Source organism: Caulobacter sp. GW821-FHT09B11 (genome assembly GCF_059418205.1).
In genome coordinates this window covers 20,600-35,215 of sequence record NZ_JBWKPK010000007.1, presented here as the reverse complement: position 1 = coordinate 35,215, position 14,616 = coordinate 20,600, and the positions used below count along the sequence as shown (strand labels likewise).

The 14,616-nt window shown below is 68.0% G+C and carries 18 protein-coding genes and 1 pseudogene; 4 read left to right on the top strand and 15 right to left on the bottom strand.

Going from position 1 to position 14,616, the window contains the following annotated elements; genetic code table 11:
* Nucleotides 1–37: 37 nt before the first annotated feature.
* The 7 genes from AC07N1_RS06775 to AC07N1_RS06745 form a co-directional block, all read right to left on the bottom strand.
* Nucleotides 38–1,468: a Do family serine endopeptidase gene (locus AC07N1_RS06775; RefSeq protein WP_494671102.1), complete on the bottom strand. Its 1,431-nt coding sequence runs from the start codon at nt 1,466–1,468 to the stop codon at nt 38–40.
* A gap of 101 nt (nt 1,469–1,569) precedes the next feature.
* Complete coding sequence (locus AC07N1_RS06770) at nt 1,570–2,835, bottom strand: TCR/Tet family MFS transporter (RefSeq protein WP_494671101.1); 1,266 nt, start codon at nt 2,833–2,835, stop codon at nt 1,570–1,572.
* 189 nt (nt 2,836–3,024) lie between these two features.
* Nucleotides 3,025–3,504, bottom strand: a complete 480-nt coding sequence (locus tag AC07N1_RS06765) for an SRPBCC domain-containing protein (protein WP_494671100.1) — start codon at nt 3,502–3,504, stop codon at nt 3,025–3,027.
* Nucleotides 3,501–3,821, bottom strand: coding sequence for an ArsR/SmtB family transcription factor (locus AC07N1_RS06760; RefSeq protein ID WP_494671099.1), 321 nt, complete (start codon nt 3,819–3,821; stop codon nt 3,501–3,503). The genes AC07N1_RS06765 and AC07N1_RS06760 overlap by 4 nt, the downstream gene beginning before the upstream one ends.
* Entirely contained in the window at nt 3,818–4,159 is a 342-nt protein-coding gene (locus AC07N1_RS06755) for an MmcQ/YjbR family DNA-binding protein (RefSeq protein ID WP_494671098.1), read from the bottom strand. The genes AC07N1_RS06760 and AC07N1_RS06755 overlap by 4 nt, the downstream gene beginning before the upstream one ends.
* Nucleotides 4,156–4,599 (bottom strand): VOC family protein, encoded by a 444-nt coding sequence (locus tag AC07N1_RS06750; protein ID WP_494671097.1) that lies wholly within the window; start codon nt 4,597–4,599, stop codon nt 4,156–4,158. Before AC07N1_RS06750 ends, AC07N1_RS06755 begins: the two co-directional genes overlap by 4 nt.
* A gap of 99 nt (nt 4,600–4,698) precedes the next feature.
* Entirely contained in the window at nt 4,699–5,958 is a 1,260-nt protein-coding gene (locus tag AC07N1_RS06745; protein ID WP_494671096.1) for an alkaline phosphatase family protein, read from the bottom strand.
* Between the two features lie 161 nt (nt 5,959–6,119).
* On the opposite strand from AC07N1_RS06745, the gene AC07N1_RS06740 reads away from it, so the two are divergent.
* The 4 genes and pseudogenes from AC07N1_RS06740 to AC07N1_RS06725 all read left to right on the top strand — a co-directional run bounded on the left by AC07N1_RS06740 (nt 6,120) and on the right by AC07N1_RS06725 (nt 8,702).
* On the top strand, nt 6,120–7,022 hold the full coding sequence (locus tag AC07N1_RS06740; RefSeq protein ID WP_494671095.1) for an ABC transporter ATP-binding protein: 903 nt from the start codon (nt 6,120–6,122) through the stop codon (nt 7,020–7,022).
* Nucleotides 7,012–7,818: a DUF2705 family protein gene (locus tag AC07N1_RS06735; RefSeq protein WP_494671094.1), complete on the top strand. Its 807-nt coding sequence runs from the start codon at nt 7,012–7,014 to the stop codon at nt 7,816–7,818. Before AC07N1_RS06740 ends, AC07N1_RS06735 begins: the two co-directional genes overlap by 11 nt.
* A gap of 107 nt (nt 7,819–7,925) precedes the next feature.
* Entirely contained in the window at nt 7,926–8,465 is a 540-nt protein-coding gene (locus AC07N1_RS06730) for a hypothetical protein (RefSeq protein WP_494671093.1), read from the top strand.
* Nucleotides 8,466–8,513: 48 nt separating this feature from the next.
* Nucleotides 8,514–8,702: pseudogene (locus tag AC07N1_RS06725) on the top strand (hypothetical protein).
* Nucleotides 8,703–8,714: 12 nt separating this feature from the next.
* On the opposite strand, the gene rplQ reads toward AC07N1_RS06725, so the two are convergent.
* From rplQ to rpmD, 8 genes are all read right to left on the bottom strand, one after another.
* Entirely contained in the window at nt 8,715–9,128 is a 414-nt protein-coding gene (gene rplQ / locus AC07N1_RS06720; RefSeq protein WP_110119927.1) for a 50S ribosomal protein L17, read from the bottom strand.
* A gap of 190 nt (nt 9,129–9,318) precedes the next feature.
* Nucleotides 9,319–10,335 (bottom strand): DNA-directed RNA polymerase subunit alpha, encoded by a 1,017-nt coding sequence (locus tag AC07N1_RS06715; RefSeq protein ID WP_494671092.1) that lies wholly within the window; start codon nt 10,333–10,335, stop codon nt 9,319–9,321.
* Between the two features lie 73 nt (nt 10,336–10,408).
* Nucleotides 10,409–10,798, bottom strand: a complete 390-nt coding sequence (gene rpsK / locus AC07N1_RS06710; RefSeq protein ID WP_004616890.1) for a 30S ribosomal protein S11 — start codon at nt 10,796–10,798, stop codon at nt 10,409–10,411.
* A 13-nt stretch (nt 10,799–10,811) separates the two neighbouring features.
* Nucleotides 10,812–11,180 carry a 30S ribosomal protein S13 gene (gene rpsM / locus AC07N1_RS06705; RefSeq protein WP_494671091.1) on the bottom strand — a complete coding sequence of 123 codons (369 nt, stop codon included), beginning with the start codon at nt 11,178–11,180 and terminating at the stop codon, nt 10,812–10,814.
* A 172-nt stretch (nt 11,181–11,352) separates the two neighbouring features.
* The gene (locus AC07N1_RS06700) at nt 11,353–11,922 is read right to left on the bottom strand and encodes an adenylate kinase (protein WP_494671090.1); all 570 of its coding nucleotides are present in this window, start codon (nt 11,920–11,922) and stop codon (nt 11,353–11,355) included.
* A 120-nt stretch (nt 11,923–12,042) separates the two neighbouring features.
* On the bottom strand, nt 12,043–13,398 hold the full coding sequence (gene secY / locus AC07N1_RS06695) for a preprotein translocase subunit SecY (protein ID WP_494671089.1): 1,356 nt from the start codon (nt 13,396–13,398) through the stop codon (nt 12,043–12,045).
* 283 nt (nt 13,399–13,681) lie between these two features.
* Nucleotides 13,682–14,167: a 50S ribosomal protein L15 gene (gene rplO, locus AC07N1_RS06690; RefSeq protein WP_494671088.1), complete on the bottom strand. Its 486-nt coding sequence runs from the start codon at nt 14,165–14,167 to the stop codon at nt 13,682–13,684.
* A gap of 261 nt (nt 14,168–14,428) precedes the next feature.
* On the bottom strand, nt 14,429–14,614 hold the full coding sequence (gene rpmD / locus AC07N1_RS06685) for a 50S ribosomal protein L30 (RefSeq protein WP_099579521.1): 186 nt from the start codon (nt 14,612–14,614) through the stop codon (nt 14,429–14,431).
* Nucleotides 14,615–14,616: the final 2 nt, after the last annotated feature.

Sequence of the window (14,616 nt, the reverse complement as noted above, 5' to 3'; positions counted from 1 at the left end):
GAAACCCTCTCCCCGAAGGGAGAGGGTCGTGGCCGGATCAGGTGCGGAAACGGGCCGAGATGCGCTGGCCGCCCCGCTCGATGACGACGGTCCAGGTCGCCGCCTCGTTGCGGACAGCGGCGGCCAGGTCGGCGGTGGTGTTGATGGCCTTGCCGTTGACCTCGCGCACGAAGTCGCCCGGACGCAGGCCGGCGTTCAGCGCGAAGCCCTGGCCGACCTTGGTGACCAGCACGCCCTTGCCGGAGAAGGCGTCGGCGCCGACGTCCTGGGCGGCGGCCGGCGACATGTTCATCACCGTCGCGCCCTCGAACGGGTTGCGGCCCGTCAGGGTGCGCTCGTCCTTGGCTGGGGTCTCCGGCGCGGCCTCGGCGCGGACGGTCAGGGTCTGCTCGCGATCGCCGCGGCGGACCACCACCGGCACGCGGTCGCCGATCTTGTGGGTGCCGATGGCGAAAGCGCCGCCGCCTTCGTCGTTCACCGGCTGGCCGTCGATCGACAGGATGACGTCGCCTTCCCTGACTCCGCCCTTGTCGGCCGAGGCGCCGGGATAGACATCGGAGATCAGCACGCCGCGCGGAGTGGACATGCCCAGGCCCTTGGCTATCTCGCCGGTGACCGGCTGGCCGCGCACGCCCAGCCACGGCCGCACGACGCTGTGGGCGCCGCCGAGAGCCGTGGAGACCACCTGGCGCACCACGGCCGCCGGAATGGCGAAGCCGACGCCGCTGGACGAGCCCGAGCGCGAGATGATGAAGGTGTTCACCCCGATCAGGTCGCCGTCCATATCGACCAGCGGGCCGCCGGAATTGCCCGGATTGATGGCCGCGTCGGTCTGGATGTAGCTGCCGAACTCGGCCGCGCCGACGTCGGTGCGGGCCAGGGCCGAGACGATGCCGTTGGTGACGGTCTGGCCGACGCCGAACGGGTTGCCCATGGCCAAAACGAGGTCGCCGACCTCGAGCTGCTCCTGGTCGTCGATGGCGATGGTGGGCAGGCGCTCGCCCTTGGTGTCGATCTTCAGGACGGCGAGGTCCGAGCGTGGGTCGTCGAGCAGCACCGTGGCCGGGAACTCGCGCCGGTCGGCGAGCTGCACGGTGATATCGCTCATGTTCTCGATGTTGTGGTGGTTGGTGATGATCACCCCGTCGGCGCGGACGATGGCGCCCGAACCGAGCGAGCCCTGCACCTGCGAGCGGGGGGCGCCGCCGCGGCCGCCCATGAAGAAGTCCCAGAACGGATCGGCCTGCTGGCGAACGACGCGGCGGCTGGCGACGTTGACGATGGCGGGGGCCGTCTTCTTCACCACCGGGGCGAAGGAGGCCTTCATCGACACCGGATCGGTCGGCGACTTGCGCGTCGGCTGGGCGAGGTCGGGGATGGACTGGGCCTGGCTGCGCGAGGCCGGATCCGAGCAGGCGGCCAGCAGGGCCAGGGTCGGGATCAGGACGCGAAGGGCGGGCTTGGACAAGTCGGTGACTCCGTCAGTCTTCAGGACGCGACCGCCCGGAAGGCGAGCGGACACGTTTGTTCGCCCCTAAACAGCGAAGGTTTCGGGCGCATTCAAGGCCTTCAGCGCGCGGGATCAAGGCCGGGTTCCCCGACCGCCGCCGGCCGGGCGCGGCGCGTGCGCAGGATCACGGCCAGACCGCCCAGGGCCAGCAGGCCGGCGATGACCAGCGGCAGACCCGGCAGGTGCAGGGTCTGCTCGTGGCGCACGGCGAAGGCCAGGGACAGGCCGTAGAGCACCGGCCCGACGATGGCGGTCAGGCCCATGATGGCCGAGTTGGCGCCCTGCAGCTGGCCCTGCTCGCTGGGGCCGACGCGCTTGGTCATCATGCCCATCAGACCCGGCTGGATCAGGGCCGAAAAGGCGCTGACGGCCAGGCCCGAGGCGAAGATCCAGCCGGTCGGAGCGAAGGCGAAGATCCCGAACGAGACGACGAAGCAGACGAGACCGGCGATCACCGCCCCGCGCTCCTTCAGGCGGTCGACGATCGGTCCGATCAGCACGGCCTGGACGATGACCCCCAGCACGCCCGACAGCATCATCAGAAGGCCGATCTGGGCGGTGTCCCAGCCGTAGCGATAGCCGGTGTAGAGCACGAAGATGCTGGGATAGGCGTTGTGGGCCAGCTGCATCAGGAAGCTGACCACGCCCAGGCGCGGCAGGTCGGGATGCGAGCCCAGCAGCTTCAGCGAGCCGATCGGATTGGCCTTGGTCCAGTCGAAGCGGGCCACGCGGCGCTCGGGCGGCAGGGACTCGGGCAGCACCAGCAGACCATACAGCCAGTTCAGCAGCGCCATGCCGGCCGCCACCCAGAACGGCAGGTGCAGGTCGATCTTGCCCAGCAGCCCGCCGAGCGCCGGGCCGACGATGAACCCCGCGCTCCAGGCCGCGCCGATCAGGCCGAAGGCCTTGGCCCTTCCCTTCTCGGGCGTGACGTCGGCGATATAGGCGCCGGCCGCCGAGAAGCTGGCCGCCGTGGCCCCGTGGATGATCCGGCCGAGGAACAGCCACCACAGGGTCGGGGCCAGGGCCATGAAGATGTAGTCGATCCCCAGTCCGAAGATCGAGATCAGGATCACCGGCCGGCGGCCGAAGCGGTCGGACAGCATGCCCAGGATCGGCGAGCAGACGAACTGCATCACGCCCCAGACCATGCCGAAGGCGGCGGTCCACTGGGCGGCGTCGTCGGTGCGGCCGCCGGCCATGGACTTCACCAGGCTGGGCAGCACCGGGATCATCAGGCCCAGCGACAGCACGTCCATCAGGGCGGTGACGAAGATGAAACCCAGCGCCGCCTTGCGGGCCGGATGGGCGATGGGTTCGGACATGGGACCTCCCGAGGGGCGGGATCTTTGACCGCGTGGCGGATAGTCGGCAAGGGCTGGAAACCTCTCCTCCCCCGAGAAACGGGGGAGGTGGCGCGGTGCGGATACGCGCCGTGACGGAGGGGGCGAGGGACAGAGCGCTGTGAGCGCCGCCGCCCCCTCCACCGGCTTCGCCGGTCCCCCTCCCCCGTTTTACGGGGGAGGAGTTAGGTGAGCGCTCAACCCCTCCAGCAGCCCCGTCCACCACTGGCCGTGGCGCAGCAGGAACAGCTGATCCGGAAAGCCGTGGCGGGCCACGTGCTCGGCGGGCACGGTCTCCCAGCCGCGATGCTCGACGGTGACGCGGGTCTCCTGGCCGACGGGCTCGAAGCGGACCTCGACCTCGGTGTCCATGCCGGGCGCGAAGGCCGCCTGGCGCCAGCCGAACACCAGCCGCTCGCCCGGCGTCCAGACCCGGACACGGCCGATCTCGAAGGCCTTGCCCGAGGCCAGGCGCTCGACCAGGCGCGCGCCCTCCCCTTCTCCCTCGAAGGCCAGCACGCCGGGCGAGCGCGGCGTGAACGAGAACAGCGGATTGGGCCGCCACCAGACGCCGATCTCGCCGACGAAGGCGTCGAACACCCGGGCGGGCGCGGCCTTGATGCGCAGGGCCACGAGGATGCGGGCGCTCACCCTTCCGTCTCCAGGTGCGCCTTCAGCGCCAGGAGCTGGTCGCTCCACAACGCCTCGGCCGCGGCTGCCCAGGCCTTGAGTTCGGCCATTGGACCGGGCTTCAGGGCGTAGACCCGCACCCGAGCGTCGAACGGCGGATGGCTCTCCTCGACCAACTGCGCCTGCCGTAGCGTGCGCAGGTGACGGCTCATGGCCGGTGGCGACAGGCCCAGAGCGTCGGCGAGTTCACCCGCCCGGCGCGGGCCGTCGGCCAGCAGCTCGACCGTGCGGCGGCGGTGCGGGTCGGCCAGGGCCGCCAGGGTGCGGTCGATGCTCACCGTCCCGCGTCCAGTTCGGCGACCAGCCGCTTGCCGGCCTTCAGCCGCCAGGCCTGCTCCAGGGCGCTCTGCAGGGTCGGCTCGTCGATGGCGTCGAGCACGACATTGGTCGCTCCCTTCAGACCCCACGCGCCCTTGACTGGGACGAAGGCGGCGGGCTCGGCGGCGACCAGCATCGCCTGCAGGTCGGGCGTCAGCTGGACCATGCCGTGGCGAGCGTCGGGATAGCCGAGGGTGGCGAAGATGCGGCCGACGCGGAAGTCGGTCGTACCCATGTGCGCGCCCTCGACCACGCCCGGCAGGGCCAGGGCGAAACGACGGAAGTCGTCGGGGGTCACGCCCAGCCCTGGATCTTCAGGCCGGTGGCGGCCTCGGCCTCCTCGCGGGTAACGGCCTGGACGGTCTGGCCCACGGTCCAGATGTGGCCTTCGGGGTCGCGGCAACGATAGGTGCGGTCGCCGTAGAACTGGGTTTCCGGCGCCATCAGGATCTCGGCCCCGGCGGCGCGGGCGCGCTCGCAATGCGCATCGACGTCCTCGTCAATATGGATGTGCACCGTCTGGGTGTTCTTGCCGCCCAGCGAGGCTGGGCTGGCGTGGTCGGCGCTCCACTCGTTGCCGACCATCACGTGGCTTTCGCCGAGCGTCATCTGCGAGTGGGCGAGATTGCCCTCGCCGTCCTCGATCAGCAGAACCAGTTCGAAGCCGAACGCGGCCTCCAGCCATTTCAAGGCGGCCTTGGGATCCTTGTAGCAGAGGGCCGAGGTCAGGCGGGCCATGCGCGCCTCCTATTGCGTTGGGACGCAATATTTAACGCACAACGCAATTATCTGAGCAAGAGAAAAGGGCGAGCCCCGCGACCCGCCCTTGCCTTTCGATCAGCGCAGCGCGGCCTTCACCGGGGCCAGTTCGCCATCGACCTTTTCCGGCTTCACGCCGATCACCCTGGCCAACAGCGGATAGACGTCGACATTGTCGAACACCGGCAGGGTCTTGCCCGACTTGAACGACGGACCGCTGGCGATGAACACCGCCTGCATCAGCGGGTCGGCGTTGTCGTAGCCGTGGGCCCCGCCGTCGCGCATCTCCCCGCCCTCTCCCTCGCGCTTCTTCTGCGAGGCGGCGGTGGTGATGTACCAGCCGGTCTGGGCCGAGCAGACGATCGGACCGATGCGGCGGTTGGTTCCGTAGTGCAGACGGGCCGGGATCTTGGCTTTCTCCCAGCAGCTCATGTGCGGGTGCGGCTTGACCAGGGCGGCGGCGACCGCGGCCTCCTCGCCGGCCTTGGGATAGATGCTGGCGATGGCGCCGAGGCCCACATAGCGCAGCTTGGAGAGGTCGACGCTGTCGTCCAGCACCACGCGCTGGCTGGCCGGCAGCGGGGCCATGCCGTGATCGGCGACGATGATCAGGTTGGTGCGGTCATAGAGGCCGCGGGCCTTCAGCCCCTCGACCAGACGGGCGATGGCGACGTCGACGTCGGCGGAAGCCTTGCGGACCTCCGCCGAGTCCGGGCCGTACTTGTGGCCGGCGCTGTCGACGATGTCGAAATAGAGGGTGGCCAGGCCCAGCGGCGCGTCCTTGGTCTCGTCCAGCCACGACAGCAGGGTGTCGACGCGGTCGTTGGAAGGCTTCTTCTGGTCGAACACCGCCCACTTGGTGGGCCGCACGCCGGCGATCTGCGCCTCCGAGCCCGGCCAGAACATGGTGCCGGCGCGCACGCCCTGCTGCTCGGCCGAGGTCCAGATCGGCGTGGCCATGCTCCACCAGCGGGTGTCGGTGACGGCGTCGTGGTTGGAGAGGGTGAAGGTGACGCCCGGGATCTCCGGGTCCTCCATGGTGTTGCTGACGATGCCGTTGTGGTCGGGGCGCATGCCGGTGACCAGGGCGTAGTGGTTGGGGAAGGTCAGCGACGGGAACGAGGGCCGCATGGCCGCCCGCACGCCGCCGTCGGCCAGGGCCTTCATGGCCGGGGTGTCGCCGCGATCGAGATAGTCGGCCCGGAAGCCGTCGATCGAAACCAGGATGGTCAGGGCGGGCTTGGGCGGCGGCGTCTGCGCCGCCTGACGGGGCGCGGTGGCGCAACCGGAAAGAACGACGATCGCCAGAATTGCGGCGAAACGGGAAAGCACGGTCATGGCCAGGCCCTGAAGCGAAGACTTCCGCCCCTATAGAACAGCTTGGCGACAATTCGTATTGCTGGCGCCAAACAACTTGGCCGACCGGCGTTTCCGCGCCCATAGTCGCGCCAAGTTCATAAGGGAGAGTCGCCGATGCCGCCGAGCCGGGACCGCGCCGCATGAGTTTCGCGCTGGAGGCCGAGGGGCTGACCAAGACCTACGGCGCCGTACGGGCGCTGGACGACCTGACCCTGAAGATTCCCGCCGGCGGCGTGTTCGGCGTGCTGGGTCCCAACGGCGCAGGCAAGAGCACGCTCTTCCGCATCGCCATGGGCCTGGTGCGGCCGACCTCGGGTGTCGCCCGGCTGTCGGGCGCGCCGGCCGGCCACGCCTCGTCGCTGCGCCAGGTGGGCGCGATGATCGAGACTCCGCGCTATCCGCCCTACCTGACCGCCCGCGACGCCCTGAAGATGCTGGCCCTGCAGAGCGGCGCCGCCGACGCCGACATCGGCGGCTGGCTGGAGCGCGTGGGCCTGGCCGAGGCCGCCGACCGCAAGACCTCGACCTTCTCCGTCGGCATGAAGCAGCGGCTGGGCCTGGCGGCGGTGTTCTTCACCCGCCCGTCGCTGGCCATCCTCGACGAGCCGACCAGCGGCATGGACCCGGCCGGCATCCAGGAGATCCGCGAACTGATCCGCCGCCTGGCGGCCGAGGAAGGCGCGACCATCATCCTGGCCAGCCACCAGCTGGACGAGGTGCGCCGGGTCTGCGACCGGGTGGCGATCATGTCGAAGGGCAAGCTGGTCGCCGAAGGTCCGGTCGAGACCCTGGCCGGCCGCAAGCCGGCCCTGCGCCTGGTCGCCAGCCCTGTCGCCCAGGTGCTGGAGCTGCTGGGCGATCAGGGCCGCGCCGACGGCCCTGACGCGGTGCTGGCCCAGATCGAGCGCAACGAGGCCCCCGCCCTGATCCGCGCCCTGGTCGGCGCCGGCGTCGACATCCACGAAGCCCGCTGGCGCGAGGCCGATCTGGAAAGCGCCTATCTCGACATCCTGCAAGCCAAGGAGCCGGCCGATGCTCGTTGACGCCCTCGCCGCCGAGCGCTTCCGGCTTCTGAAGGACCGCGGCACCGTATTCTGGGGCGTGCTGTTCGCGCCCATCGCCGGGCTGGTGCTGACCATCGGCGGCGAGCTTTTCGCCCGCCGGCTGATGAAGGGCGCGCCGCCCATTCCGGTCGATCTGGTGGGACGGATGGTCAAGGCCCTGGCCGGCGGCGCCTCGCCGGTCATGGGGTTGTTCGTGCTGATCCTGTCGGCGGCCGTGCTGGCCGGCGACTATCGCTGGGAGACCTGGCGGCTGCTGACCCCGCGCAACGGCCGGGTCAACCTGCTGCTGGCCAAGCTGGCGACGGCGGCGACCGCCGTGGCGGCCAGCCTCGTGCTCTACGCCCTGGCGGCGGCGCTGGGCGGACTGTTCAGCGCGGCGACCAGCGGCGGAGCGTTTGTCGCCTATCGCGGCGAGGCCCTGACCGACCTGGCCGGAACCTTCGCGATCAGCTGGCTGCAGTTGGTGATCCTGGTCGCCCTGGCCGCCCTGGTGGGCGTGGCCACCCGCTCGACCATGGGGGCGCTGATCGTCGGCCTGGTGTTCGCCGCCGCCCAGTCGATAGTCGCCACCTGGATGCACGAGCCGAGCCTGAAGGCCCTGCTGCTGCCGGCCTTCTCGGGCGACCTGCTGAAGACGGCGCTACTGCAGGACCGCAGCGTCGTCGACGAGCCCCTGCCCTGGGCCAAGGCCCTGGCCTTCCTGCTGGCCTGGGCGGTCGGCCTGTCGGCGGCGGCGCTGACGCTGTTCCAGCGGCAGGACCTGACGCGCGAATGAGGGCGGCTCTCATTGTCCTCGCCGCCGGCCTGCTGGCGGGCTGCGCGACTGCGCCCTCCCCGCAGGCGGACTTCGTGATCTCGCCGGCAGAGCAATCCCAGGCGGAAATGGCCGATATCCGCCGCGAATTCGCCCTGTCGGAATCGCGCGGCGTGAGCGAACCGATCATGCCCCACCTGCCGACCAAGCGCCGGCCTGCTCCCTGCCGCATGACCTCGACGCCCGATGTTGCCCTGTGCCATGAGCGCGTCTTCCTTGGACGCCGATGGCAGGAACGCGACGTGCGCTACGGACGGGGCCAGGGCGGACTGGGCTGGTTCCTGTTCGCCGGAACCTACGAGACCGTCGCCGGCCGCTATCGCCTGGCGTCCGACGCCAAGGGCGAGCACCTGAGCCTGTGCTGGGAGCGCGACGCCCTGACCTGCGAGACGGTGCTGGGGCCGCGCATCGACCAGTACGGCGGCAATGACCGCTACGTCGTCATCGCCCGTCGCGACCTGCCCGACGAAACGCCGCGGTTCTACTATGTGGAGGCGGCCAAGGACGGCCCGGGCACAGTGCACGGCCCGCTGACCGCCAGCGCCTTCACGCGCGAGAAGCTGACGCTGGCCCTGCCGGAGTTCGACGGGATCATCGTCAGCCGTTGAGGTCCCCGCGCTTCGGCCGGCCCCCTCTCCCATAGGGAGAGGGCTGGGGTGAGGGGTTACGGCGCCTGACGGAGCGCCGGCACATCGTCCGACCTCGTAACCCCTCACCCTCCCACCGCTTCGCGGCGGGCCCCTCCCTCTCCCTCTGGGAGAGGTTTTGTAGAGGCCCCTCCCCGGGGGCCCCAGACAGCAAAAAGGCCCAGGATCGCTCCGGGGCCTTCTTACTTCAGCCTGTGAGGCCGAGATCTCTTAGTCTTCGGCTTCGTTGACGTAGACCGGACCCGAGTCCTTGCCCTTTTCCGAGACGTCGCGATCGACGAACTCGATGACGGCCATCGGGGCGTTGTCGCCGTAGCGGAAGCCGGCCTTCAGGACGCGGATGTAGCCGCCCTGACGATCCTTGTAGCGCGGGCCGAGCACGGCGAAGAGCTTGCCGACTTGTTCGACGTCGCGGACCGAGCTGATGGCCTGACGGCGAGCGTGCAGGTCGCCGCGCTTGGCCAGGGTGACCAGCTTTTCGACGATCGGACGCAGTTCCTTGGCCTTCGGCAGGGTGGTGACGATCTGCTCGTGCTTGATCAGCGAGGCCGACATGTTGGCGAACATGGCGGTGCGGTGAGCCGAGGTGCGGCCGAGTTTGCGGTGGGCGTAACCGTGACGCATTGGGTATCTCCTGGGCTCTTGGCCCGAGCGGCGCGTAAGAAGCGCCTGTTGTCACCAGTCCCAGCTCGCATCCCGGCCGGGTCACAACGAAGCGCCGGGGCCCTCCACCGCAGTGCGGCTTCAAAAGGCCCAGGCCGCCCTTCGGCCTCGATGAGGTCGAAGAGCGGCCCGGATTCAGCGCGATAGTGTCTTAGATCTGGTCGTCGAACTTCTTGGCCAGGTCTTCGATGTTTTCCGGCGGCCAGTTCGGCACGTCCATGCCGAGGTGCAGGCCCATGCCGGCGAGAACTTCCTTGATCTCGTTCAGCGACTTGCGGCCGAAGTTCGGGGTGCGGAGCATCTCGGCTTCGGTCTTCTGGATCAGGTCGCCGATGTAGACGATGTTGTCGTTCTTCAGGCAGTTGGCCGAACGGACCGACAGTTCCAGCTCGTCGACCTTCTTGAGCAGAGCCGGGTTGAACGGCAGCTCGGGCTTCGACTCGTCCGCGGCCTTGGCCTTGGGCTCTTCGAAGGTGATGAAGATCTGCAGTTGGTCCTGCAGGATGCGGGCGGCGTAGGCCACGGCGTCCACCGGAGTGACGGCGCCGTTGGTCTCGACTTCCAGGGTCAGCTTGTCACGGTCCAGGCGCTGGCCTTCGCGGGTCGGCTCGACCTTGTAGGCCACGCGCTTGACCGGCGAGTACAGGGCGTCGACGGCGATCAGGCCGATCGGCGCGTCTTCCGGACGGTTCTGGTCGGCCGGGACGTAGCCCTTGCCGGTGTTGACCGTGAATTCCATGCGCACCGAGCCGCCCTCGTCCAGCGTGCAGAGCACGTGGTCGGGGTTGAGGATCTCGATGTCGGCCGGGGTCTCGATCTGGCCAGCGGTGACCGGACCGGCGCCCGAGGCGCGCAGGGTCATGCGCTTGGGGCCCTCGGCGTGCATGCGCACGGCGAGTTGCTTGATGTTCAGAACGATGTCGACGACGTCTTCACGAACGCCCTCGAGCGAGGAGAATTCGTGCACCACGCCATCGATCTGGATGGCGGTGACGGCGGCGCCTTGCAGCGACGAGAGAAGAACGCGACGCAGGGCGTTGCCGAGCGTCACACCGAAACCGCGCTCGAGCGGCTCGGCGACGATACGAGCCTTGCGGGTCGCGTCGGCGCCGGTTTCGATTTGCGGCTTCTCAGGACGGATCAGCTCGTTCCAGTTTCTTTCGATCACGTGGTGTCCCTTGAACGCGACTCGCCGGCCGCGTTTCACGCAGCCGGCGAAGGAGAATTGGATCTAAAAAATACTAGACGCGACGACGCTTGGGCGGACGGCAGCCGTTGTGCGGGATCGGCGTGACGTCGCGGATCGTCGTGATGGTCATGCCAGCGGCCTGCAGGGCGCGCAGGGCCGACTCACGGCCGGAACCCGGACCCGAGACGTTCACTTCCAGGGTCTTCACGCCGTGTTCCGCAGCCTTCTTGCCCGCGTCTTCGGCGGCCATCTGAGCGGCGTACGGGGTCGACTTGCGCGAGCCCTTGAAGCCCATCATGCCGGCGCTCGACCAGGAGATGGTGTTCCCCTGCGCGTCGGTGATGGTGATCATGGTGTTGTTGAACGAGGCGTTCACGTGCGCCACGCCCGAGGTGATGTTTTTGCGTTCGCGCTTTTTAACGCGACCCGGTTCCTTGGCCATCGGTCAGGCTACCTTACTTCTTCTTGCCGGCGATCGGCTTGGCCGGACCCTTGCGGGTGCGGGCGTTCGTGTGGGTGCGCTGGCCGCGGACCGGCAGGCCCTTACGGTGACGCAGGCCGCGGTAGCAGGCCAGGTCCATCAGACGCTTGATGTTCATCGAGTTTTCGCGACGCAGGTCGCCTTCCACGGTGAACTCACGGTCGATCGTCTCGCGGATCTGCAGGACTTCCGCGTCGGTCAATTGATTGACTCGACGGGCGTCCTCGATGCCCACTTGCGTGACGATGTCACGAGCGGACTTCGGGCCGATGCCGTGAATGTACTGAAGCGCGATGACAACGCGCTTGTTCGTCGGGATGTTGACGCCTGCGATACGGGCCACGTCTAATGTTCTCCTAGTCACGCACCAAAGACGCGAACGGCGCGCTCGGCCCGATCCGAAGACCCAGACCGACGCGCACAGATCGCGCCCTTTCGCGGAAGCGCCCCGTTATAGGGATAGTTGCGCATCCGTCAATGGCGGAATCCGTTCAGGGAACGGATTCCGTTAAAAGTCACGCCACGACCGAAAGGGCCGCGTCGATCGCTCCGGCGACCGCTTCCACGGTCCCCATGCCGTCGACCGCCACCAGCTTGTCCTGCGCACGATAGTACGGGAGCAGCGGGGCGGTGTCGGCGTTGTAGCGGGCCAGACGGTTCACGAAGGTTTCGGGGTTGTCGTCAGACCGCCCCTGCTCCGCGTATCGCTTGGTGATCCGCTCGATCAAGGCTGGTTCGTCTACTTCGAGTCGCACGACGGAGTCGATCTTCTGGCCGCGCTTGTCCAGCATGGCGTCCAGGGCCTCGGCCTGGGCGACCGTACGCGGAAAGCCGTCAAAGATAGCGCCGCCGGCGGCCTCGGCCTCGGGCAGGCGCTCTTCGATCAGGGCGATGACGATTTCGTCGGTGACCAGGTCGCCGCGATCCAGCACGTCCTTGACCTTCAAGCCGAGCTCGGAGCCCGAGGCGATGGCCGCGCGCAGCATGTCGCCGGTCGAGAGCTGGACCATGCCGCGTTGCTCGACCAGTCGCTTGGCCTGGGTGCCCTTGCCCGCCCCGGGAGGGCCAAACAGGATCAAGTTCATATAAGCCCCTTTACGCGTTTCCAAGGGTCTGACGCCCTCTCTTGGTCAGACCTAGAATGCGTACAAAGAAAACGGAAGCCGGATTGTCACAATCCGGCTTCCGACGGTTTCACACCTGCGTCAGCGACCGCGGCCGCCGCGCAGCTTCGACTTCTTGATCAGGCCCTCGTACTGGTGCGCCAGCAGGTGGGACTGGATCTGGGCGACGGTGTCCATGGTCACCGTCACGACGATCAGGATCGAGGTGCCGCCGAGGGCGAAGTTCTTGTTGCCCAGGGCGCCCATCAGGATCTCGGGGAACAGGCAGACGGCCGTGATGTAGGCCGCGCCGATCACCGTGAGGCGGGTCAGCACATAGTCGAGATATTCGGCGGTGCGCTTGCCCGGACGGATGCCCGGCAGGAAGCCGCCGTACTTGCGCAGGTTCTCGGCCGTCTCGTCCGGATTGAACACCACCGAGGTGTAGAAGAACGAGAAGAAGATGATCAGGCCCGCGTAGCAGAGCATGAACAGCGGCTGGCCGTGCTGCATGGCGCCGACCACGGGCGGCAGCCACTGAGCCCAGTTGGGCAGGTTGGCCGGGTTCAGGAACTGCATGGCGGTCGTCGGCAGCAGCAGCAGGCTGGAGGCGAAGATCGGCGGGATGACGCCCGCGGTGTTGATCTTCAGCGGCAGGAACGAGCTGTCGCCCCCGACCATGCGGTTGCCCTGCTGGCGCTTGGGATAGTGCACGAGCAGGCGGCGCTGCGAGCGCTCCATGAACACGATGGCGAAGATCACCGCCACGGCGAGCACGAAGATCACCAGGAGCGGGAAGTAGTTGCCGGTGTTCTGGGCGGTGACGAACAGCTGGCCAAGGCCGCGCGGCAGGGCCGCGACGATGCCGGCGAAGATGATCAGGGACACGCCGTTGCCCACGCCGCGGCTGGTGATCTGCTCGCCCAGCCACATCAGGAACAGGGTGCCGCCGGTCAGCGAGACCACGGTCGACAGCACGAAGAACCAGCCCGGCAGGTCGGAATAGACCAGGTTCGGCTGGCTCTGCAGGCCGACGGCGATCGAGAACGACTGCACCAGGGCCAGGATCACCGCCAGATAGCGGGTGTACTGGTTCAGGGTCTTGCGGCCGGCTTCGCCGCCTTCCTTCTTCAGCTTCTCCCACGGCGGATACACCGAGCCCATCAGCTGCACGATGATCGAGGCGCTGATGTAGGGCATCACGTTCAGCGAGAAGATCGCCATCCGCTCGACGGCGCCGCCCGAGAACATGTTGAACATGCCCAGGATGCCCTTCGACTGGCCGGCGAAGGCGCTGGCGAAGGCGTCGGGGTTGATGCCCGGGATCGGCACGTAGGTGCCCAGGCGGTAGACCACCAGGGCGATGAGCGTAAACCAGATGCGCTTGTGAAGTTCGGTGGCCTTCTGGAAGGACCCGAAGTTCATATTGGCTGCGAGCTGTTCGGCGGCCGAGGCCATTCAATTCCCCACGACGAGAACGCGGCCGGCCGTCTTCAGCGACGGACGCGGAGCGCGCTCCAAGTATTGGACGGGGCCTGGCCGAAGCGCCGGCGGAATCGCCGATCGCTGGGCGTAGGCCCCAGTGCGGAGCCACACATAGGTGAGGCTCGCCGTGATGTCACGGCGAGCCTCGAAAGAACGTCATCCCGATGGGGCTTTATGGCGGACTGGTGCGCGAACGCCCCTCCCCGCCTGGGCTCCCGCGCGGTCCGACAAGACCGCCCGGGATGACTCTGTGGTCTTAGGCTTCGGCTTGCGCCTTGGCCTTCTTGGTCACGGTCACCGAACCGCCGGCGGCCTCGACGGCCTTCACGGCCGCTTCGGTGGCCGAGTAGACGGTCAGCTTCAGGGCGGACTTGATCTCGCCCTTGCCCAGCAGCTTCACGCCGTCCAGTTCGCGACGGATCACGCCGGCGGCGACCAGGTCGGCCACCGAGACTTCGGCGCCGGCCTTCAGCTTGCCGGCTTCGACGGCTTGTTCCAGGCGCCACAGGTTCACTTCAGCGAACTCGAGACGGAAGGGGTTGTTGAAGCCGCGCTTGGGCATACGCATGTGCAGCGGCATCTGACCGCCTTCGAAGCCGTTGATGGCGACGCCCGAGCGCGCCTTCTGGCCCTTCACACCGCGACCGCCGGTCTTGCCCTTGCCCGAACCCGGGCCGCGGCCGACGCGCATGCGGCCCTTGGTGGAGCCGGGGGCCGGAGCCAGATCGTTCAGCTTGGTCATATGTGCCTCTCCTTGGAGATCTGCGCCCGGCCGCCTGGCCGGACTCGGCGTTGAAATTCCAGAGCGCTCCAGGGTCAGGTGTACGCAGCTAACCCTGGAGCGCTCAAAATGTTTGGTTCTAGAGCCTGCTGATCAGGTTTGGATGGTTCCATCCAAACCTGGCAGGCTCTAGGCGAAACCCCGCCCGAGAAGACGGAGCTTCAAACGAAAGCCACCCCGGTTTTCACCGGGGTGGCGATCTTGGGTCGTCGTGTAACAGACTTACTCGACGATTTCCAGCAGGTGCGCGACCTTACGGATCATGCCGCGGACCGACGGGGTGTCTTCCAGCGTGGACGTGCGGCCCAGCTTGTTGAGACCCAGACCGGCGAGCGTGGCCCGCTGGTCCTTTTCGCGACGGATCGGGCTGCCGGTTTGGCGGACCGTGACTTGCTTAGCTTCAGCCATGA